General features: G+C 37.0%; 21 protein-coding genes. 8 read left to right on the forward strand and 13 right to left on the reverse strand.

Annotated features, from left to right (window positions below; genetic code table 11):
* Nucleotides 1-15: 15 nt before the first annotated feature.
* The 6 genes from HMPREF2937_RS10650 to HMPREF2937_RS10675 all read right to left on the reverse strand — a co-directional run bounded on the left by HMPREF2937_RS10650 (nt 16) and on the right by HMPREF2937_RS10675 (nt 5943).
* Nucleotides 16-633 carry a CadD family cadmium resistance transporter gene (locus tag HMPREF2937_RS10650; protein WP_002479976.1) on the reverse strand — a complete coding sequence of 206 codons (618 nt, stop codon included), beginning with the start codon at nt 631-633 and terminating at the stop codon, nt 16-18.
* A gap of 110 nt (nt 634-743) precedes the next feature.
* Complete coding sequence (locus HMPREF2937_RS10655) at nt 744-1607, reverse strand: alpha/beta fold hydrolase (protein WP_070864556.1); 864 nt, start codon at nt 1605-1607, stop codon at nt 744-746.
* Nucleotides 1608-1639: 32 nt separating this feature from the next.
* Nucleotides 1640-2500 carry a MurR/RpiR family transcriptional regulator gene (locus HMPREF2937_RS10660; RefSeq protein ID WP_070864557.1) on the reverse strand — a complete coding sequence of 287 codons (861 nt, stop codon included), beginning with the start codon at nt 2498-2500 and terminating at the stop codon, nt 1640-1642.
* A gap of 5 nt (nt 2501-2505) precedes the next feature.
* Nucleotides 2506-3960 (reverse strand): PTS transporter subunit EIIC, encoded by a 1455-nt coding sequence (locus HMPREF2937_RS10665; RefSeq protein ID WP_070864558.1) that lies wholly within the window; start codon nt 3958-3960, stop codon nt 2506-2508.
* Between the two features lie 14 nt (nt 3961-3974).
* The gene (murQ, locus tag HMPREF2937_RS10670) at nt 3975-4859 is read right to left on the reverse strand and encodes an N-acetylmuramic acid 6-phosphate etherase (protein ID WP_070864559.1); all 885 of its coding nucleotides are present in this window, start codon (nt 4857-4859) and stop codon (nt 3975-3977) included.
* Entirely contained in the window at nt 4849-5943 is a 1095-nt protein-coding gene (locus HMPREF2937_RS10675) for a MupG family TIM beta-alpha barrel fold protein (protein WP_070864560.1), read from the reverse strand. The genes murQ and HMPREF2937_RS10675 overlap by 11 nt, the downstream gene beginning before the upstream one ends.
* 231 nt (nt 5944-6174) lie before the next feature.
* On the opposite strand from HMPREF2937_RS10675, the gene HMPREF2937_RS10680 reads away from it, so the two are divergent.
* Nucleotides 6175-6480 carry an ArsR/SmtB family transcription factor gene (locus HMPREF2937_RS10680; RefSeq protein WP_002479982.1) on the forward strand — a complete coding sequence of 102 codons (306 nt, stop codon included), beginning with the start codon at nt 6175-6177 and terminating at the stop codon, nt 6478-6480.
* Nucleotides 6481-6572: 92 nt separating this feature from the next.
* Nucleotides 6573-7526 carry an alpha/beta hydrolase gene (locus HMPREF2937_RS10685; RefSeq protein ID WP_070864561.1) on the forward strand — a complete coding sequence of 318 codons (954 nt, stop codon included), beginning with the start codon at nt 6573-6575 and terminating at the stop codon, nt 7524-7526.
* A 129-nt stretch (nt 7527-7655) separates the two neighbouring features.
* Here the strand turns inward: HMPREF2937_RS10685 and adhE are convergent, their stop codons facing one another.
* A complete protein-coding gene (gene adhE, locus HMPREF2937_RS10690; protein ID WP_083326941.1) occupies nt 7656-10277 on the reverse strand; it encodes a bifunctional acetaldehyde-CoA/alcohol dehydrogenase in 2622 nt (873 codons plus the stop codon).
* Between the two features lie 403 nt (nt 10278-10680).
* On the opposite strand from adhE, the gene HMPREF2937_RS10695 reads away from it, so the two are divergent.
* Nucleotides 10681-11598: an NAD-dependent epimerase/dehydratase family protein gene (locus HMPREF2937_RS10695; RefSeq protein WP_070864562.1), complete on the forward strand. Its 918-nt coding sequence runs from the start codon at nt 10681-10683 to the stop codon at nt 11596-11598.
* 50 nt (nt 11599-11648) lie between these two features.
* Nucleotides 11649-12329 (forward strand): type 1 glutamine amidotransferase domain-containing protein, encoded by a 681-nt coding sequence (locus tag HMPREF2937_RS10700; RefSeq protein ID WP_002479986.1) that lies wholly within the window; start codon nt 11649-11651, stop codon nt 12327-12329.
* Nucleotides 12330-12406: 77 nt separating this feature from the next.
* Here the strand turns inward: HMPREF2937_RS10700 and HMPREF2937_RS10705 are convergent, their stop codons facing one another.
* Nucleotides 12407-12760 (reverse strand): DoxX family protein, encoded by a 354-nt coding sequence (locus HMPREF2937_RS10705; protein ID WP_070864563.1) that lies wholly within the window; start codon nt 12758-12760, stop codon nt 12407-12409.
* 178 nt (nt 12761-12938) lie between these two features.
* On the opposite strand from HMPREF2937_RS10705, the gene fmdA reads away from it, so the two are divergent.
* Nucleotides 12939-14132, forward strand: a complete 1194-nt coding sequence (gene fmdA / locus HMPREF2937_RS10710; RefSeq protein WP_002479988.1) for a formamidase — start codon at nt 12939-12941, stop codon at nt 14130-14132.
* Nucleotides 14132-14392 (forward strand): zinc ribbon domain-containing protein, encoded by a 261-nt coding sequence (locus HMPREF2937_RS10715; RefSeq protein WP_002479989.1) that lies wholly within the window; start codon nt 14132-14134, stop codon nt 14390-14392. The genes fmdA and HMPREF2937_RS10715 overlap by 1 nt, the downstream gene beginning before the upstream one ends.
* Before the next feature lie 429 nt (nt 14393-14821).
* Here the strand turns inward: HMPREF2937_RS10715 and HMPREF2937_RS10720 are convergent, their stop codons facing one another.
* The gene (locus HMPREF2937_RS10720) at nt 14822-15523 is read right to left on the reverse strand and encodes an MOSC domain-containing protein (protein ID WP_023015593.1); all 702 of its coding nucleotides are present in this window, start codon (nt 15521-15523) and stop codon (nt 14822-14824) included.
* Nucleotides 15524-15752: 229 nt separating this feature from the next.
* Between HMPREF2937_RS10720 and HMPREF2937_RS10725 the strand changes: the two genes are divergently transcribed.
* Both HMPREF2937_RS10725 and HMPREF2937_RS10730 read left to right on the forward strand, forming a co-directional pair.
* Nucleotides 15753-16643: a fructose bisphosphate aldolase gene (locus HMPREF2937_RS10725; RefSeq protein ID WP_002479991.1), complete on the forward strand. Its 891-nt coding sequence runs from the start codon at nt 15753-15755 to the stop codon at nt 16641-16643.
* Between the two features lie 199 nt (nt 16644-16842).
* Nucleotides 16843-17991: a low temperature requirement protein A gene (locus HMPREF2937_RS10730; RefSeq protein WP_070864564.1), complete on the forward strand. Its 1149-nt coding sequence runs from the start codon at nt 16843-16845 to the stop codon at nt 17989-17991.
* 194 nt (nt 17992-18185) lie between these two features.
* Here HMPREF2937_RS10730 and HMPREF2937_RS10735 read toward each other — a convergent pair whose 3' ends face one another.
* The 4 genes from HMPREF2937_RS10735 to HMPREF2937_RS10750 all read right to left on the reverse strand — a co-directional run bounded on the left by HMPREF2937_RS10735 (nt 18186) and on the right by HMPREF2937_RS10750 (nt 22784).
* Nucleotides 18186-18566 carry an AAA family ATPase gene (locus HMPREF2937_RS10735; RefSeq protein WP_257245400.1) on the reverse strand — a complete coding sequence of 127 codons (381 nt, stop codon included), beginning with the start codon at nt 18564-18566 and terminating at the stop codon, nt 18186-18188.
* Nucleotides 18567-18733: 167 nt separating this feature from the next.
* Nucleotides 18734-21607, reverse strand: a complete 2874-nt coding sequence (locus HMPREF2937_RS10740; RefSeq protein ID WP_070864565.1) for a DEAD/DEAH box helicase — start codon at nt 21605-21607, stop codon at nt 18734-18736.
* 5 nt (nt 21608-21612) lie between these two features.
* Nucleotides 21613-22005, reverse strand: a complete 393-nt coding sequence (locus tag HMPREF2937_RS10745; RefSeq protein WP_002479994.1) for a (deoxy)nucleoside triphosphate pyrophosphohydrolase — start codon at nt 22003-22005, stop codon at nt 21613-21615.
* Between the two features lie 206 nt (nt 22006-22211).
* Nucleotides 22212-22784 (reverse strand): DUF488 domain-containing protein, encoded by a 573-nt coding sequence (locus tag HMPREF2937_RS10750; RefSeq protein WP_070864566.1) that lies wholly within the window; start codon nt 22782-22784, stop codon nt 22212-22214.
* Nucleotides 22785-22786 lie beyond the last annotated feature (2 nt).

The following is a 22786-nucleotide window of genomic DNA, read 5'->3' on the forward strand; positions in this document are numbered from 1 at the left end:
TATCTCCCATCCTTTCTATGAAACAAAGCTTAACAATGTTTGTATGGTTTTGTTTTCAATCAAAATGTATAAACCTAAGCCAATATAGATAATTGCCATAATCCATCGATTATATTTCTCCACAGTTTCACCAATACCCGGAACTTTTGCTAATTTTTGTGCAGAGAATACCAATAAGAAAATCATGATTACAAATACAATTAATGTCACAATAACTTGCGCTAAAGTCAAACTGACAAAGTACGGTACAAATAAACCGATATTATCTGCTCCACAGCTCGCTAGGGTAACAAGCGCAACAATGCCAACTAATTTGGACAGTCCTTTTTTATCCAACTCTCTCTTGGCACGTGCTTCCCCTTCACAATCATCAAATAATGCAACTTTGATTCCTAAATATAGAGGGATGATACCTAATAAACCTAACATCCATTTCTCAGGTACATAGTGTAAGACAAACGCAAAAAACAAACTGATGACAATTAAGGCACCTGAACCTAAAAACTGTCCAATATAAATATCACGATACTCACGTTTGGTTTGTGCACGTGCGAAATAAATTAACAAAATCACTAATAAATCTAAAGCAGTCGCTGTATAAAGTATAACTGCAGTCAAAGCGGTCTGTATCACTTTGTCACCTCATTCAAAAATAAATTTGAATGTATTATAACACTCTAAAAGTTAAAATCACAGGTCATAATAAAAAGACCTTCATATAACGAAGGTCTTGAACTCTATCATTATGAACGCAGTACCTTTTTAATAGCTTTCGCAAATTGTTTAGGTTGTTGTGCATAACCGTAATGTCCACCTGTAACTTGAAACAGATTTGCATTTAAGCTATGCGCAAAATATTTAGCCGCTTCATACCCTAGCGATTCTTTCGATTGTTCACCTTGCAAGAACTTGATTGAAACATCTTTGGCCTTCAAAGTTTCTATATCAATTTGATAATTCAAATATTGCCGGAGTTCATATTGAAGCCAAATGTTTGTTGATTCACTACTGCGTATTTGTGAAGTGCTCGGTGAACAAACCGCACAAGGAGCAATCGTATTCTCTACTAACACCTGCATATCTGAGTGCGAAGGATTAATCAAACGTTCATACTGACGCATTGCAGCCGGCACTCCTTCAATTATTGCAGTACGTGCGATTTGTTCAGTTTGCGGCACATAATCTTCTCTGTTTGGAAGTACAGAAGTATTTAAAGGCTCATGAACAAGTAATGTCTTAACCAATTCTGGATACATACACGCAAATTCTAATGCAGGCACAGCACCTGTGTCTGTCGCAAAAAGATAAACAGGATGATTACTAAGCGTTTGTATTAATGTTTTAATATCTTCAACATCCATGGATAAACAATACGTATCTTTGGTGTTTGCGATAGAACTTGGTAAAGCCGTTAACAATTCACTTGCTCCATAACCTCGTCTATCAGGTAAGACAACAGTAAAATGCTCTTCTAGCTTATGTGCTAAATCCAAATAACTATCATTGATTCCGCTAGCGCCAGGAATACATAACAAAATCGGTCCATGTCCCATCATGTCATAACGAATGATTGCATTATTTGTTTCTAAAGCATACATTTCTCTCATTCCTTTAACTCCATCATTACTATCATCATACCTCAATCTCCATCAACATATAAATCAACTGCATCTCTTGTCTGACTTAAATGTGCGATATGATTTGTATAGTCTTTCGCAAGATATGTGTAAAACAAAGTATCAACAGTGATGAGCTGTGCGATTAACGAACTTGTTGCGGCTAATCGTAAACTACGATCTGAGCTTGCGTCATGGAACAAACACTCATCCGCTTCATTGGCGAGTTCTGAATCTTTTCGACTGGTCATACCGATAACCGGAACATGATAATGGCGCGCGACTTGCGCTAACTTTAATGTTTCTCGATTTTGGCCTGAATTTGAGATACCTATCATTAAAGTACCTTCATTTTTACTTCCAGCTAGCGTTGTAGCGATAATGTGTGCATCCGAACTATGAACAACATTCATACCAGCTCTTGTAAATTTTTGAAAAATATCTTCTGCCACAATATGGCTTGCGCCTACTCCAAACACAACTAACTTCTTACATTGTCTTAATTTTTCAGCAATTGTTTCTAACGTTTGATCATCTAATAAAGTTTCTGTTGTTTTCAGAGTATACGCTGCTCGATTGAACAGTTTACTTTTAATTTCATTAGCAGGTTCATCTTGCTCCATTTCTTGATACACACTAGCCTGATGATTAGGTAAATAACTCGAAATGGCTAACTTCAAATCCACTAGCCCTTTGAATCCTAATTTATGCACACAGCGGATAACAGTAGCTGAACTTGTTTGCGTTTCTTTACCTAACGCTTGTGCACTCATTTCTAATACCGCTTCCGGTGCTTCAATCAAATATCGTGCCACTTGTTGTTCGTTTTTAGTCAGTTGTTCCATCTGTTCTTCAATATAAATTAATAGTTGTTCATTTCCCATATGTTTTACACCTCTTCTTCAACATCTTGAGGTGCAGTCATTTCTTTTGTTGTTCCGAAGAAGTATGTTGCGATAAATCCTCCCGCATATGCAGCTAATATTCCTGCAATGTAGCCTAAATACATATTGTCATAAATTAAAGGAATCAATGATAAACCACTCGGTCCAATCGCAACAGCACCAATGTGTCCGATACCGCCGATGACTGCACCGCCGATACCTCCACCAATACATGCTGTAATGAATGGACGGCCTAATGGTAAAGTTACACCATAAATTAAAGGTTCTCCAATACCTAATATTCCTGCAGGTAATGCACCTTTTAATAAGCGAATAATCTTTTTGTTCTTACGGCATCTTACCCAAAGTGCTAATGCCGCACCAACTTGACCTGCACCAGCCATCGCAAGAATCGGTAATAAGAAAGTTGCATGATCTTGGTTGATCATTTCTATATGAATCGGTGTTAAAACTTGATGTAAACCAAACATAACTAATGGCAAGAATGTCGCACCAAGGATAAATCCGCTAAATGCACCGCCAATATCTAGCACCCAGTTAATAATACCTAATAGACCTTCTGAAATTACACCCGCTATCGGCATAATTAAGAATATCGTCGCAAGTCCCATAATTAATAAAGTAATCGTAGGTGTCACAATAATATCCACCGCATTCGGAATAATTTTATGCAGACGTTTTTCAACAATTGATAGTAACCAAACCGCAAAGATGACACCGATGACCCCACCTTGTCCAGGCGCTAATGCTTCACCGTTAAAGATATTATGCAATGGTTGTTCAGGTGTCATGCCTGTCAACATGGTAGTACCACCAATCACACCGCCGAGTCCTGGCGTTGCGCCAAATTCTCTAGCCGCATTAATCCCTACATAGATGACTAAGTATGCTAGCAAACCACTTTTGATAATATCAAAGACTAAAGTCAACTGCTTCCACATCGCACCTTCAATATAACCAGCAGACAATAGGTTCGTCAGCACTGCCGCTATACCACCGATTAATCCTGCACCAACAAATGCCGGAATTAAAGGTACAAAAATATTCGCGATGACTCTCAGTACTTTTTTCCATTTAGACTTTTTCTGTTTTTCCTTCATCTGACTTTTAAAGAGTTGTGCTTCTGATTCTACATGTTCTTTATTTGTTTGTTGCGAAGGTTCATGATGAACGATTTTTTCACCTAAAGGTGTGCCAATCATTTCGCTCATTTCATTTGCGACCTTATTGACAGTACCTGGACCTACAATAACTTGTAGTGTTTCATCTTCTACTACTCCCATGACACCGTCTATTGCTTTGAGTCCTTCTAGATTCACTTTAGAGTAATCAATAATATCCATACGTACACGTGTCATACAATGAATCACACGTTCTAAATTTGCTTTGCCGCCAACATTATTTAATATTTCCTGGGCAATCTTTTTTTCTTTTGACATTGTTGTTCAACTCCTCATGTTTTTCTGATAAAACCATTCGCTTTTTCTAAACGTTCAACAGCTTCTTCATACGTAATATCATGTAATCCCATAACAATTGCCGCTTTCACATGACCGTTACTGTCATGAAATAACTTTTTACTCTCAGATTCTGAAGTATTAGCCACTTCTGAAATGATATTTAACGCACGTCTTCTCAATTTTTCATTTGTCGGTTGAACATCTACCATTAGGTTTTCATAAACTTTACCGATACCGACCATTGCGCCAGTTGATATCATATTCAACACTAACTTTTGTGCTGTTCCAGACTTCAAGCGTGTAGAACCTGTCAGAATTTCAGGACCCACCTCTATTTCAATCGCAATATCCGCAACTGCACCAATCGCTGTATTTTTATTACAAGCAATCGCTGCTGTGTTCGCACCTATCGTATTCGCGTACTCTAGACCGCCAATGACATAAGGCGTTCTGCCACTCGCTGCTAATCCGATCACTGTATCAGTTTCATTAAGTTTAAGGTGCTTTAAATCTTGTTTGCCAAGTGTTTTACTATCTTCAGCACCTTCTACAGCTTCAGTCATTGCTTTAGCACCACCTGCGATTAAACCAATCACATCATCTCGAGTTACACCGAAAGTCGGTACACACTCAGCAGCATCTAACACACCTAGCCTGCCGCTCGTACCTGCACCCATATAAATCAATCTGCCGCCTTGCTTAAATCCTTCAATAACAATATCAATCACACGTGCAATAGACGTATTTTCTTTCGCAATCGCTTGTGCTACAGTTTGATCTTCTTGGTTCATCAAAGCAACAAAATCTTCAGTGCTTAATTCATCTAGATGCATCGTTTTCTCATTACGTTGCTCAGTTGTCATTTTATTAATGTCCATGACTTTCCTCCTCCACTGAAACGAATTCAAATGCGGTATTCGACCCAATCATATTTATACAATCTAAATCACGGGCGTCGACATAACCTAATACATTGACCGCTTCATCCTTAGGTAAATCACACCTTACAATTTGAAGTTCATTCATATAACGACCATATAATGCATTGTCTATCGTCACAGCACCTTTACGACGTTCTACTACATTATGCGGCGATACTTCTTCAGTAAATGTTTTTCGTGCTTCAATGGCTCTCACAACATCACGTGCGACATCTGGTCGATTATGATAAGTCCCTAAATATTTACTGTCTGAGCTTAAATTTGTTCGTAAAACAACACGGTTTAATCTGAAATACGTATCGAATTGATGAATCATAAAATCGTCAATTTGACTGTCTCCCACACAAGCAATATCACACAAATCCTCTTCCAGCTCGACTGCTGCGGCTAATGGATGATACTGACGATGGTCTTCTAGTGTTGGTAAACCGCGATAGATAGGTCCTCTTAATTGAGTACCAGGGACAAACGCCATGATTTGAATTTCAGGAAATGCTCCTTTTAATCGCTCGTTTATATGTTGAAAGAAAGTACGTTCCAAGCCTGTATCAGGTCTAGGATAATAATTATGTGCAACTAAGATATTCTCTTGAGAAATTGCGCGATCACTCAGCTCACGTAGAATTTGAAATGCATCTGTGCTCGCATTCAACATCACTGAATATTTTGCTTCTACATACTCTGCCAAACTATTTATATCGACCGCTTCATCCAAACGAACAATATCAATGCCCACATCACGAATCGATTCTGGTTCACTCAAAGACAAACCTAGTTGACGCAGTGTTTGTCCATTCACATCAGCAATAATTTGGGCACGATTCCCATTTATTACGGCTAACTGTTTTAACCGCCTCAAATACGTATCTTGGTCATCTTCTGGAATTTGAAGTGATGTAAATATATATCGAAATCCATGATTCAACATTTTGTCGATATATGTTTCGTCAAACGCTTCTCCTAAATAGACAGAAAACCCTAAGTCCAATCCAACCACCTCTTTTAAAAGTTTTATTTTCATTTAAATCAACTGCTTTTTAGTATGTAAGACTGAGAATCAAATCAAGCAATCAATTATGTGTAATCGCTTACATTATCACACAGTTGTAATACTATTACAATATCAATCTTGAATATATGTATTTTTGTAACGAGAGTTCAAAAATAATTTTATTTTCAAACCTCCACTACACCTTATAGACGTGCTACAATAGGCAGTAATATCACATTAATGCTAGAAAAGAGGCCGACTATGATTAAAGAAACACTTCAACTTTTTAATGAAGGCACACCGATTTTAAACATCTTACAAGATGGACGACGCCAAGAACTATTAGTACTGTTATGTAAAAAAGGACCTTTAACTGTAAATCAATTAACTGAACTAGTAACCATCTCACGCCCTGCAGTTTCACATCATTTAAAGTTGATGTTAGATGCAGGAATACTTTCTGTTGAACAAAAAGGACTTGAACGTTACTATCGCTCTGACCTAGGTCCGACACTGGATTGGTTAAAGGCTTTAACTGCTTCTCTTGAAGATGATTTACAAAAATAACATTTTTTGAGCATATCTATGTTTAAGTTCGTAAACGTAGTGGTATACTTTTACCAGAGAAAGAGACATTCTATATATGAAGGAGCTTGATTATGACTCAAAAAATTATTTTAGAACAAGCAGCACTTGACTTTGCGAAAGCCAATGACCCACATCCACGTATATATGAGTTACCTCCAGAAGAAGGTCGAAAATTATTAGAAGATGTACAATCATCAGATATTAAAAAATATGATGTAGATATTGAAGATACAACATTTGAAACAAAATCTTATGGCGAAGTTCCTGTTCGATTCATTCGTCCAAAAGGAAATCAAGAAAAATTACCAGTGATTTATTATATTCATGGTGCAGGTTGGGTATTCGGAAGCCCGCATACACATGACAAACTTGTCAGAGAACTTGCGGTGCGTACAAATTCAGTCGTTGTATTCCCTGATTATGATTTATCACCTGAAGCGAAATATCCAACAGCAATTGAACAAAACTACGATGTCTTACAACAATTAAAAGATGTCGCAGAGGATAAAAGCTTAGACTTAAACCGTTTAACAGTGGCGGGTGATTCAGTCGGCGGTAATATGTCAGCTGTAATGACTTTAATGACAAAACAACGTAATGGCTTACCAATTCACCAACAATTACTTTATTACCCTGTAACAAATGCAGCGTTTGATACAGATTCTTATAATGAATTTGCGGAAGGTTACTATTTAACTAAAGAAGGTATGCAGTGGTTCTGGGATCAATATACAACAGATGAAAATGAACGCGCAGAAATTACTGCTTCACCATTACGTGCATCATTAGAAGAATTAAAAGACTTACCAAAAGCGTTGATTATTAACGCTGAAGCAGATGTTTTACGTGATGAAGGCGAAGCTTATGCGCACAAATTAAGAGAAGCTGGTAATGATGTGACACATGCACGTATGCAAGGTACAGTCCATGACTTTGTGATGGTTAACGATTTAGACAAAACAAATGCGACACGTGCAGCAATGGATTTATCTACAGACTGGATCAACAAACAAAACGAACAATAAAGTATTCACTTTAAGACCGATGTCAAAAGCATCGGTCTTTTTCTATGTATCAAAAAACACGTCCCTTATATCAAGGACGTGTTTTGAATGGATGATTGAATTTTAGTCATTTGGAAAGGTCATAGCGACTTATTTTTGATAATCATAAGCAGTGATGATAATATCTTTTAGTTCACTGATTAATGGTTCTTTCGGGTTAGCAGTTGTACATTGGTCTTCGTATGCAAGTTCAGCCATACGGTCTACTGTTTTATCTAATACTTCTTGTGTTAAACCTTGTGCTTTAAGATTCATTTCGATACCTACGCTTTGACCTAATTCATAAACAGCATCTGCCAAAGCTTCCACTAAATCTTCTGTTGTTTTACCTTTTAAGCCTAAGAATTTTGCAATATCTGCATAATCTTGATCCGCTCTGAAGTAATCATATTTAGGGAACATCGCATGTTTTTGCGGATCTTTCGCATTATATCTGATGACATGCGGTAATAAAATCGCATTCGTACGACCATGCGGAATGTTGTATTCTCCACCGATTTTATGTGCGATTGAGTGACTGATTCCTAAGAATGCATTAGCAAACGCCATACCTGCAAGTGTTGAAGCATTATGCATACGTTCTCTTGCATCTGGATCTCCATCATTCGCTGAAGCTTTTAAATCATCGAAAACAATTTTAATCGCTTGTAAGCTTAAACCACGTGTATAATCACTCGCCATTACGGATACATAAGATTCAATTGCGTGTGTTAACACATCCATACCTGTATCAGCAGTAACCCCTCTCGGCACACTTAATACAAATTGTGAATCTACGATAGCTACATCTGGCGTCAAGGCATAATCTGCTAATGGATATTTGACATGCGTATCACTATCTGTGATAACCGCAAATGGTGTAACTTCTGAACCTGTACCTGAAGTGGTTGGAATACAAACCATTTTCGCACGTTGTGCTGGCATAATTTTATAAGCACGTTTACGAATGTCTAAGAATTTTTGTTTCGCACCAAAGAATGATAAATCTGGGTGTTCGAAGAATGCCCACATACCTTTCGCCGCATCCATAACAGATCCGCCGCCGATTGCGATAATTGTATCCGGTTGGAATTCAACCATTAACTCTAAACCTTTATAGACAGTGTTAGTTGATGGGTTAGGTTCAACATCGCTAAAGATACGCACATCAGGTGCATCATTACGTCGTGCTAGTACTTCTTGTACACGTTTCGCATAACCAAGATTTACCATGCCTTCGTCTGTCACGATTACAACACGTTCAACTTCTTTCATTTGCGTTAAATACATAAGTGAGTTTTTCTCAAAGAAAATTTTAGGTGGAAGTTTGAACCATTGCATATTATTTCTCCTTTTAGCGATTGTTTTTATATTGATTAAATCGACAGCTGAAACGTTATGAGAAACTGAGTTATGTCCATAAGAGCCGCAACCTAATGTCAATGATGGAATCATTTCATTATAGATATTACCGATACCACCTTCAGCTGATGGAGAGTTGACTAACACACGACAAGCATTCATGCGAATACCGAATTCTCTTTGTAAAGCTTCATCTTCTGTATGCACGACTGCAGTATGACCTAAGCCGCCTAAATTAAGCATACCTTCACATAATTCTAAGCCATGTTCACGGTTTTCTGCTTTCACCATTGCGAGTACTGGAGATAATTTTTCACGAGATAACGGATAATCTGGTCCTACACCTTCAAGTTCCGCAATTAACATTTTCGTACCTTCAGGCACTTTGATTCCGACTGATGCCGCAATTTCAGTGGCTGGTTTACCTACGATATCTGCATTGACTGCACAACGATCTTCACGCATCACGATACTTTCTAATTTAGATAATTCTTTTTTCTTCACTACATAACATTGATGTGCTTCAAATTCTTTTTTCACTTCATCATAGATTTCTTTATCTACAATGACACCTTGTTCAGAAGCACAAATCATGCCGTTATCAAAAGTCTTAGATACAATGACATCATTGACTGCACGTTTGATTTTCGCAGACTTTTCGATATATGCCGGTACGTTTCCTGGTCCTACACCTAATGCTGGCTTACCTGTTGAATACGCAGATTTCACCATACCTGCACCACCTGTCGCAAGTACTAATGCCACTTTGTCATGGTTCATTAATAATTTAGTTGCTTCTAATGATGGATGTTCAATCCATTGAATAATATGTTCTGGTGCTCCTACTTTGAGTGCTGCTTCATAAATGACTTTCGCCGCAAGTGCAGAAGATTGTTGTGCACTTGGATGGAAAGCGAAGATAATCGGGTTACCTGTTTTAATTGCGATAATTGCTTTGAAAATTGTTGTAGAAGTCGGGTTCGTTGTCGGTGTTACACCACATACTACACCGACAGGTGAAGCTACATACGTCAAACCACGTTGTTCATCTTCATCAATGACACCAATCGTTTTATTGTATTTGATAGATTGCCAGATATATTCTGATGCATATAGATTCTTAATAGCTTTATCTTCATAAATACCACGGCCTGTTTCTTCATAGGCAGCTTTCGCAAGTTCCATATGTTTGTCTACAGCTGCCATTGCCATCGCATGAACAATGTGATCAATTTGTGTTTGATCAAGCTTTGCTAATTCACGTAATGCATGTTGTCCATTTTCTGCAAGTGCATCAATCATTTGTTGCGTGGGATTAATTTCAGGTTGTACTTCTGTTGGTTGTTTCTCATTTTGTGTAGATGTAGTCATTTCTATTTCCTCCTCGACATGAATGCTTCTGAATTACTTTGTGAATTATTTCACAAACAGAATATCCTATTTTTTACTTGGAGTAAATGAAAAACACATATTTTTATTTTATTTCGTTACGATTGTGTGAACATCATAATTAAACAAATTCATATAAGACTTAGAACCGCAATTAGTTAAGCGCTTACATTACCCTTGTTAATTGTTCTGAAAAAAATTAAGTTGTTGTGAGCATATCAATTCCTATTTCTCATTGAGCAAGGTAAAATAAATTTTACTTAGATGATCATTTAAGGAGCAGTTGATATTTTAGAAGTCACTGCTTAATTTTTTACCAACTATGTTTACGAACTTGAACATAAGGAAAAAGTAAAATAAACACACAAATTTGGAGTGATAAAGCATGCAAACTGTTCTAGGAAGTAATGGCCAAATCGGCCACGAAATTGCAAGAGAACTTTATAAAAATTACACAAAAGACATTCGTTTAGTCGGCAGAAAACCTAAAAAAATTCATGATAGTGATGAACTCGTTGCCGCAGATTTAATGAACTACGCAGAAGCATACCATGCGATTGAAGGCAGTGATGTTGTTTATTTCGCAGTCGGCTTGCCTGCCAATTCTGAAATGTGGGAACAACGCTTCCCTGTCATGATGGAAAATGTTATTAAAGCTTGCCTTGAAACCAATGCTAAACTGGCTTTCTTCGATAACACATACATGTATGAAAAAAACGCAAATGTACAAACAGAATCTAGCCCATTTGTACCTGTAGGACGCAAATCAGTGGTCCGTGCACAGATGGCTGAAATGGTCCTCAAAGCGATGAATGAACAAAATTTACAAGTGGTAATTGGTCGTGCGCCTGAATTCTATGGTCCTGATAAAACACAAAGTATTACCAATACTTTAGTATTCAATCGTATTAAAGCTGGCAAAAAAGCGATTATTCCTGTCAGTGCTTCAGTGTTGCGTACTTTAATTTGGACACCAGATGCAAGTCGTGCGCTAGCGTTACTTGGCAATACACCAGACGCTTATGGCCAAACATGGCATTTACCAGTAGCCGGCAGTCTGACTTATGAGAAGCTCATCAAAAAAACAGAAGCAGTACTCCATCAAAAAATCGGCTACCATGTCTTACCAATGTGGGGCTTTAAAATTGGCAGCTTATTCAATGATCAAGTCAAAGAACTGATGGAATTACTGCCAAGATATAAATACAATAATATTTTCAATTCAGATAAATTCAAGCAACGTTTCCCAGAATTCCACATCACTTCTTACGATGAAGGAATTAAAACAGTATTTAATGCTTAAACAGGGTATTTAAGAAGAAGCGGGTTTTTCCATAGAAAGAAGGTTAAAGTATGAAAAAAATTATGATAGTCAACACGAGTACAGATCATTTCGGTGAATTTTCAAAACCAACAGGACTTTGGTTAGGAGAACTTGTTCACTTTTATGATTATTTTAACGACGGCAACTACGAAATCGACATTTTCAGTGTTGAAGGCGGCGAAACGCCAATAGACCCAGTTAGCTTGAACCCTGTCTTTTTAGATAAAGTGACAAAACGTTATTATGATGATGAAAAATTTATGACACAATTAAAATACTCTAAATCGATTAAAGAAGCAGATCCATCAAAATACGATGTTATCTACTTCACTGGCGGCCATGGGGTAATGTTTGATTTCCCTAATAATAAATACATTCAAAATGCGATTAATGAAGTTTATGGTCACAACGGTATTGTGGCAGCTGTATGTCATGGTATCGCAGCGTTATTAAACGTTAAAGACAATAATGGTAGATACTTCATTGACCAAAAACAAATGACAGGCTTTTCTAATACAGAAGAATTGCTCGCAAATCGTAAAAAACTTGTTCCATTCATGTTAGAAGATGAAATTAAACGTCGTGGCGCAGATTATCAAAAAGCCATGTTACCTTTCACACCTGAAGTTGAAACAGATGGACGACTTGTAACAGGCCAAAATCCACAGTCACCTAAACAAGTGGCACAAGCAGTCAGTCGACTTCTTTAATTGAATCATTAAAGACTAAAAAAAGCTTCTTCTTGTTTAATTTTCAAAACAAGGAGAAGCTTTATTTTTATTATTATTTATAGGTTGCGAATGAATGCCATTAAGACAAATTGCAATGGCAAGCGGCTGTATAAAGCCCACTTAGGTGGTTGATAATCGCCTAACGGTAATTGTTTGCGTGCCATATAAATATTAGCTGGAAATACCGAAATTAAAAAAGCATTGATACCTCGTGTAAATGCTTGGCTTGGGCGTTTCCAGAATAGAACACCACCAATGATTAGTTCAACAATACCTGTTACAATTACTGCTGTTTTACGTAAGGGTAAATACTTCGGAACGATGCGAGTAAAAGCATCAGAACGCACAAAGTGCATGACTCCTGCTAGGCTGAATAGACCTCCTAAAACCAAACGTAATCCTTTACGCATTTCGTCACCTTCTTTTTATAGTCATCCTTTCTATTATTTCACAAATTGTAACTTTTTAACAAAAAATCAATATTTTTCACAAAAATTCAGAAAACGAGTTTAAAATGTAACTTTTTGAGGAATACTATTTCTAGTCAGAATCTTCAGTCACAAATTATTTCGGCAAGGGGGTAGGCATATGCCTAAGAAATTATTTAGTGTGGATTTGAATAAGAAAATGGATCAGCAAGCACATCCCGGACACAACCGATGGCACCCGGACATTCCGGCTGCATTTTCAGTTGAACCCGGGGAATCATTTAGGATGGAATGTTTAGACTGGACCGATGGTCAAGTCTCAAACAATGACGACCCAAGCGATATCAAGTATGTCAACTTGAACCGTGTACATGTACTGAGTGGTCCCGTATATGTCAACGGTGTTGAGCCTGGCGACTTACTCGTCGTCGACATCTTAGATATCGGCGCATTCCCAGAACACGAATGGGGCTTTAACGGAATTTTCGACGTGACAAACGGTGGCAGTTTCCTCGTTGACCATTATCCGAATGCCCAAAAATCGATTTGGGATTTCAATGGTATTTATGCGACAAGTCGTCATGTACCTGGTGTAGAATTTGTCGGATTGATTCACCCAGGATTGATTGGGGTTGCGCCTTCCCAAGAAATGTTGGATGAATGGAACCGACGTGAACAAGCATTGGTAGATACAGATCCGAACAGAGAGCCGGTATTAGCAAACTTACCTGATACGGATGCTGTAGTGCTTGGCACTTTAGAAGGAAAAGATTTCGACCGCGTCGCTAAAGAAGGTGCCAGAACCGTTCCTCCTAGAGAAAACGGCGGTAACTGCGATATCAAAAACTTATCGAAAGGTTCCCGCATTTATTTCCCAGTCTTTGTCGACGGTGCAAAGTTATCTGTCGGCGATCTGCATTTCTCACAAGGTGATGGTGAAATTACATTCTGCGGCGGTATCGAAATGCCTGGTTGGATTGATTTACGCGTCAACGTGATTAAAAATGGCATGGAAAAATATCAAATTAAAAAGAACCCAGCCTTCAAACCAGGACCTGTAATGCCGAACTATACAGATTATATTGTATTCGAAGGTATTTCAGTAGATGAATTCAGCGGAAAACAAGAGTATTTAAATGCGAATACCGCTTATCGCAACGCTTGTTTAAACGCGATTGAATTCTTAAAAACACGAGGCTTTACAGGTGAACAAGCTTATATGTTACTTGGAACAGCGCCCGTCCAAGGTACAGTTGCTGGTATCGTGGATGTTCCAAACGCTTGTTGTACAATTGCAATACCTCGTGAAATCTTCAGAGATGATATCATTCCGAATTTGGAGCCTGATGAGTAATGCCCAATTACACTTATGCATGCACAAAACACGGTGAATTTACGCTAAATCAATCTATGAATGAAAATCATGATTATGCAGTTTGCCCTGACTGCAATCAAGACGCAAAACGCGTCTTCGTCCCATTCAATACTTCAAAGATTGATTCAAAATTAAAAAGAAGAATTGAATCTGGTCAAGAACCAAAAGTTGTTTCGCACGATAAACTCCCAAACAAACCGAAACAACAAAATACGCATAACCGTCCTTGGATGGTCTAATCAATACTAAAAAAAATCGAATACCCATCATACAAATGATAAAATTCGCATACAAACATACAGCCCATTTGTATGCGATCGATAAACCTACAACTAAAAATTAAACCAGGCACATCCATCTACGTTGAGTTATACCCTCCTCAATGAATGATGCTTGATGTCCATACAAACACTTGGCATATGAAATGTTGCACATAATAAAAATAATAAACCGATATTGAAGATGTTAACGTGCAACGACACTGGATTAAATAATCCTATCCAATCATTGCCACAAAAGTAAAAGGTTAATCTGTCATAAATCACTCATGGCTGTTTTCTCCCCTTCGCAGCCATGAGGCTGACAGACAATAAGATAAGATGAATAAGAAAGACACATGTCGCCATTTCGGTGCATGTGTCTTTTATTTTTATTACAATAAGTATTTTTTAAATGTTCGGACCATAGAGTCTTGGTGTATGATCCACCGCTTCTCCTTCAAGCAATTGACTTAACTCTTCTTTCCAAGACGGCGGTGTATAGTCATTATCCATTAGCTGACGCATCAGTTGCGGATGGTCTGTATGATGATATAATACATCATTCATCTTCGCAATTGTCCATGTTTCACATGGGCGTTCTACTAACTCAAACACATCGCCTTGTTGAATACGACCTTCCTCAAGCACTCTGAAGTACCAACCTGTACGCCCTGTATCTTGAATACGTTGTCCGAAGTCAATCCATTTCACCCGTCTGCCTGGTTTCCAACAAGGTCTGCGTGGTTGTGAGACTTGTACTAACGCTTCACCGACTCGATAAATATCTCCGATACATACCGTCGTTTCATCCATATCTGTCACAGATACATTTTCACCATTTGTCCCGGCTTTGAATTCTGCATCTGGATATTCTTCTGCCCATTTATCATAATGAATGACACTATACGCAAATAATGCTTTTTCTGGTCCGCCGTGATGTTTCTTATCTCCCACATCATCACCTTCCAAACCGCTTTTAGTCAGAAAAACAGGTATCGGCATGGCTTTCTTATACGCAGCAGTCATCCACTGCTGATCCAGTTTATTAACGGCGTGCGGATGCCCTACTGTTTCCACACCGCCTACAAATAACGTTTCTATTCTGCTCACCGTCTTCACCCTTTCAACAAATCCCTTTCACACTATTGTAACGTATTTTAGTTTCAAATGAATACTAACAAGACGTTTAATGTCCTAGTTTCAAGCCAATAATCCATCTAAAATTCCGTTTGTGATTTATTTTACATTTATGAGTTAAACTATTTGCGAAATCACTTCATTTTTACCATACTAGAGATGAAAGAGATATAGCAAAATGCGGAAAGAGGAGTGTCAATAAATGAACCAAGAACAATTTGACAAAATTAAAAATGGTAAAGGATTTATCGCAGCATTAGACCAAAGCGGTGGTAGTACTCCTAAAGCGCTTAAAGCTTACGGAATTGAAGAAAATGAATACTCAAACGATGATGAAATGTTTGACCTTGTACACGAAATGCGTACACGCATCATTACTTCACCTGCTTTCAACGGAGACAAAATCCTAGGAGCTATCCTATTCGAGCAAACAATGGATCGTGAAATTGAAGGACAATACACTGGTGACTTCCTAGCAAGCAAAGGTGTCGTACCATTCTTGAAAGTCGACAAAGGATTAGCCGACCAAAATGAAGGCGTTCAATTAATGAAACCTATTCCAGATTTAGATGAATTATTGAAACGCGCAAACGAACGTCATATCTTCGGTACAAAAATGCGTTCTAACATTTTAGAAAACAACAAAGAAGGTATCGAAAAAGTTGTTAAACAACAATTCGAAGTTGCTAAAGAAATCATTGCGGCTGGTTTAGTACCAATTATCGAACCAGAAGTTAACATTCACGCAGAAGATAAAGAAGCAATCGAAGAAAACTTAGCAGCAGCAATCAAAGCTGAGTTAGACAACTTAAATAAAGATCAAAATGTTATGTTGAAATTAACAATTCCAACAAAAGCAAACACTTATAAAGAACTTATCGAACACCCTCAAGTGGTACGTGTTGTTGCATTATCTGGTGGTTACAGCCGTGAAGAAGCAAACAAAATCTTAAAAGAAAACGATGGCTTAATCGCAAGCTTCTCTCGTGCTTTAGTCACTGACTTGAACGTTAACCAATCAGACGAAGAATTTAACAATAAATTACAAGATGCGATTGATACAATCTACGACGCATCAGTAAACAAAGCATAATAATCATTCAATTATTGAGGCGAATCTCTACTAAGAGGTTCGCTTTTTTTATGCCTTAATATTGATTTAATCATCTAAATGATTACATGTTAACACTAAATGTAATCACTTTTATTTTGATTCCATTCATACTAAAATACAAGAGACTTAAAAAAAGAGAATACAAGTCGCCTACTAAATACAACAGGAGATGACACAAATGGCGTCTAATTTAACACCACGTTACTTACAAGATAAACGTGCTAACTTTCATGAACTCTTTTATGACTTGATTTTCGTATATGCTTTACAGAAAATTGCACATGTATTACTTCAACTTACAGGTAACGGCACTTTAACCTTAAATACCTTTATTATTTATATTTTAATGAGTCTATTTTTATGGCTATTATGGGCACATCAAACAGTCTTCACTAACCGCTTTGGTGAGCTATTACCAAAAGATGTAGGCTTCACTATTGTGAATATTTTTCTTTTGATTTTCTTATCCAACAGTTTCTATCCAGATTTCAATAAAACCTTTGTACCCTTTATGACTTATATGTCATTACTTTATTTAAGTATTTGTCTACAATATTTATTACAAATACGCCATACAAAATCAAAAGGCGATAGAATGACATGTATTGCTTATGTCATTGTCACATCTTTTGTTGCAATCTTTTCAATCATTGGTTCATTTACACCGCCACCTTATCGCTTTGTGCCAGGGAACTTAGGGTTGATGATTGCTGCAATAGGTTTAGTACCATTTCGTAAATATTTAAAAGAATCTCCTGTCAATATGATGCATTTAGTAGAACGTTATGCTCTTTTGACTATCATCGTATTTGGAGAATTATTAGTAGGTATCGCAAGTATCTTCAGTATTACGACATTTGATTATCTTTATATTTTCCAATTCATGATTTTAATTGGATTATTCTTAGCTTATTGGGCAATTACAGAGTTTTATATTAACCATCGTCATCGCACCATCGGGTTTAAATTAAATTATTCACACCTTATCATTAATATTGCATTAGGCGGCGTGAATGCGGCTATTATCTTCAGCAGCAGTGGTAAAATCAATCGATTATTTGAAGTACACTTTATGTATGCCAGCATTTTCTTATTCTTCTTCGGATTATGGATGAATATGTCCTATTTCCATGATTACTATCGAAAATTGCGTTTATTCATCATATCCGTATCGTTGATTATTACTGGTTATATCATCAGTATCACCTTCGTCCAATACGACGATGTCTTGATTATTTCGTCCGCTATGGTCAATTCAACCATCGCACTTGTTTATTATAAAAATAAACGTAAACTGACACGTGCAAGTATTGCTATACATCAGTAAACACTTAAAGTTTATTTTCATTGTCTATGACCACTTGTCCAAAATAATCATTTGGACGAGTGGTTTATTTTAACTTCACTTTCCTGCATAAAGCGATTAATTTCTTTAAACCCATTTAACTCAATCCATTTTGCTCGATTTAAACTATTTGTTTTAGCTTGAATCATAGAAGGAAAATGATTGCTTGGAAAGTCCTAAATATATTTTACAAATTCGAATCGCAGTGACTTCGGATTGCCGCCAGTATCCTCATTATTTAATAATCTAAAATAACGTTTAACCACATTCAAAATACATTTCCAACGTGGTGCTTTCAACCAAATGACAAGTTCTGCTTGTTCTAACCGCAACGGTAAAGTGTCTCTATAATTCCCATCTATAATCCAAGATTCATTTTCAGCAATTACTTTTTCGATTTGTTTTATAAACTCTTCTTGATTAATTGTTTCATGATCATTTTTCCAAAACAGTTTATCTAAATGAAAGACTGGAATATTCATTTTCTGACTTAACTGTTTAGCAAATGTTGATTTTCCTGTGCCAGGGCTGCCAATCACCAGAATCCTTTCCGCCATATTATCCGCTTCATTCCTCTTAATAGTGAATCGTTGTCATGTGTTTAATCAAGATTATATGCATCTATGCGCATACAAGCAAATCTATGGGCAAAAAGACTGATTCATCTCTATTCTGACCTATATATCACAAAAAACCTGACTCATTTTCGAGTCAGGCAATCAATTTATTTCTCAACTAAATAACGATAAATATCATCTCGAACCGGTGTATCTAAAGCAAGATGCATTGTGACTACATCTTTGCCATCCGGCATCTTCGTTTGTGCTTCAGTACCCGGCATAAAGCGTGCTTTACCTAAATAATAGAAGTCTGTTCCTTCACCGTCTTCTTTCTTCACGAAAAGATACATTGGTGTATTGAGTTCTTGGTGTCGCATTACTTTTTGAACTTCATCAGAACTTAACTTTCTTGGTGAACGCGTGAACCATTTCAGCTCATTTTGATTAATGAATTGATCTTCATACGCTGTATTGTCGCTGATATCTTCACTTTTGTGATACGTAATGAAAATCGGCAATGTATGGTGTTTTTGTTTATAACCGTTAATAACTGCAGACTCATCTTTATCCCAGTTCATCACTTTCACAAAATCTTTTCTCGAATAACGTTCATACAAGATAAAGTCATTTTGATTTTGATAGACATGCTTATGTTTATATTGGGCTACTTCGATCAAATCATGGACGTGATGACGAAAGGCTTCATTTTTCAAGTTCATTTTAAACGGTTCAGTAAGACCGATAAGATTAGTCTCTTTATCCCATTCAACCATCGGTGTGCCATATCTTTTATCTATATTCTTGCTGAAGAAAGTTTCATCTAATACCTTCAAACTGGTACGCACATCCGCTTCTTCAATTTCACTATCTCTATGTTGAAGTTTTTCAACTAAACGCTCAAAACTTTCATCTTGGCTCATCAACAACTCTAGTGCTAAATAATCGGTATTCTTCAAACCTTTCGCTAACTCTTGAGAAATGAACGTCAAATTCTTAGAGGCATTTTCAGAGATTCTTGTCGTAATATCTGTTTTCTCCACTAGAAATTGTTCATAATTACCATACTTCGAAAGAATCACTTCTGGATCAATCGAATGTTGATGAATGAAATCCATTAAACTTGGCGTGCGACCAATGCGTGCTTTCACTTCATTGAATGCTTGTAAAATCATAGCTTTCTTATTTAAAGTCGCAGATTGAATCGAATCAAAAATTCTCTTTTGAGCAACTTCTTCAAAATTAATTGTTGAAACGCCTTTTAATGGTGCATAGTCTGAAATGAATTTTCGATAACTATCTTTATTATGGGAATGGTCACCTGACAGTGCTATCGGAATCATATAGTTATTTTTATAGTTTCCAATGAAATCAATGACTGTCACAAAATCTTTATTCGCACTCTTACGAAGACCACGTCCTAATTGTTGTACAAAGATAATACTTGATTGTGTACTCCGTAACATCACCACTTGATTAATTTCAGGAATATCAATCCCTTCGTTAAACAAATCTACGGTGATAATATAATTTAACCTGCCGTCTTTTAACTGTTGAATCACTTCGTTACGCTGTTTTTGTGAATCTGAACCTGTTAAAGCTTGTGTCGGTATGCCTTTGTCATTTAACTTTTGTGCTAAAGCTTGCGCTTCTTTTTTACGACTGACAAAGATTAGCCCTTTTAATTCATCACCAGAATAACCATAATAATCCGTTTTCTCTAAAATATATTTCACACGGTCATCAGACGCTAAGAATTTTAAGTCTTGTGTGTTATCATCCACAACTTGGCCTTCTTGAATATAATCTGAGACACCAAAATAATGGAATGGACATAAAATATCACTTTCTAATGCCTTTTGAAGTCGAATTTCATAAGCGACATTATGATTAAATTGCGCGAAGACACTGAGATCATCACTTCGTTCAGGTGTTGCGGTCATCCCTAACATAAATTTCGGTTGAAAATAATGGAAGATATTTTGATAACTTTGTGCTGCTGAACGATGTGCTTCATCAAAGACAATATAATCAAAAGCTGCTGGGTCAAACTGTTGATAAATGTCAGGCTTCGACATTGTTTGTACAGTCGCAAATAAATACTTCGCATCCAAATTCTTCTCAGTCCCTGTCAACTTCGCAAAGTCCGCTTCATTTTCATCTGCCAACACTTTACGATAAGCTGCCAATGCATCATTTAAGATGGTTTCACTATGCACAACAAATAAGAAACGTTTAGGTTTAAATGCACGGACATCTAACGCAGACATAATCGTCTTACCTGTCCCTGTCGCAGAAATAATCAATGCTTTATTTTCACCTTGTGCACGCATCTCTGCCAAACCTTTTAACGCTTCTACCTGCATTAAATTCGGTTCAATTTTAACCGCTTCATGTATTTTATTTTCCAACAACGTTTGTTTCTGACTTTCTTCAAACAACCGTTGTGTCATTTGTGGTTGATAAACCTCACGATATGCCTCAATCCAAGCTTCTGTTAAAGGAGTGCTCTCTTCCCATAACCCATTGAATTGGTCTTTCACTTTATGGACTAAATCACCATTTTGATGAGAAGATAATAAAATATTATGTTCATAATTAACTTTCAAAGCATTAGAAGTTAAATTCGAACTCCCCACAACTAACGTAGAATAGGCGTCATGATCAAAAATATAACCTTTCGCATGAAAGCCTGAGACATCTGTTACACGGACATCAACATTGTCTAACTTCATCAGCTCTTCATACACTTTTGGGGAGTTGAAACCTAAATAATTGGAAGTTAATATTTTACCTTTAACACCACGTTGTGCCATATCATATAAATGTGACTTCAGACTTTGGAGACCGCTCGGCGTAATAAAAGCAACCGAAATCATAAAGGACTGACATTTCTCTAGTTCATCGATGAGCGTTGCGAGCACATTTTCTTCTTGATTATTCAGCAACAATTTCGGCACATGGTGCCCTTGATGCACAATAGAACGATCAATAAAGCCTTTATGAAGCGACTGGGTTAAGTCTTCAATTAAATGTTCCATAGGCATTACCCTTGTTCAACAAGCAAGTCGACTGCCGGAATATCTGCCGGTGCCCACTCTAATTGGTGTAACGCTTTAGGGGCTAACCATTTAATTTGGCTATGTTCAGTTAATGTCGGCATCGTTTCTTGTAAAGTACAACGATACGTTGTCAGCTCAATAATCGCAAAATCATATTCATGTGTAGTCGTCGTAACTTTCTCACCCACTGCTAAATCACATTTCATTTCTTCTTGAATTTCACGTTTTAACGCTTCAATATCTGTTTCACCTTGTTCAATTTTACCGCCCGGAAATTCCCATAATAACGGTAAGCTCATTTGTTCACTGCGTTGTGCACATAAAATGTTACCTTGATGTTCAATCACTGCACCTACGACTCTGACTAACTTTTTCATATGTATCCTCCGCTCATATCAATATTTCATTACTTATAAGCAGGATCTCATTTTTTATAAAAGATTGCCACACAATTGCCGCAATTTTTTATTTTTTTCATAAAAAATAGACAGGCCCGGCCTGTCTGTTCATTTTCTTCTAACTTGTTGCTGATTCAATATGTTGTTCTGATTCATAAAAGAAACACCCCATTCATTTATATATGTTAATCTGTTTTTTTCGGATATACTACTTCCCCATCATCTTCAATAATTGGCATCGCACCCCATTGTCCTAACTTATGTGGTTGTGCAATAATGTCACCTTTATTATTCTGCATAATATGATACACGTCCCAACCATGTGCAGCTAAATAATTACTGACAATCAGACGATGACAACGTGCTGGATGATGTTCTGAACACATGTAGGCTGTCGTTTGGTTTTGGGCTGTTTCTGTTAATCTTTTAATCCCTTCTTTGAAGTCGTCTGTTAAAGTATAGTCCGCATAGTTATGGAAAGATTCATTTTGCCAACCACTATTCAAACTACGTCCCACTGTTTCACTAGGTTGTCTGCGTCCACCTAGAAATTGGTCAGTTTGATACTCAATCCCCGCTTCTTTCAACCATGACTTCATATTGTTGTCTTTAAATTGCGGATGTTTACGGCTCTTCGTAAAGGCTCTGATATCCATTAAGACTTCAACATGATATTGTTTCAACATTTCAAGAAATGTTTCTTTATCATGATCAGAATGACCGATAGTATAAATCACCTTTTGTTTGGTTTGTCCCATAA

The organism is Staphylococcus sp. HMSC061G12 (assembly GCF_001838465.1).
GTDB lineage: Bacteria > Bacillota > Bacilli > Staphylococcales > Staphylococcaceae > Staphylococcus > Staphylococcus simulans.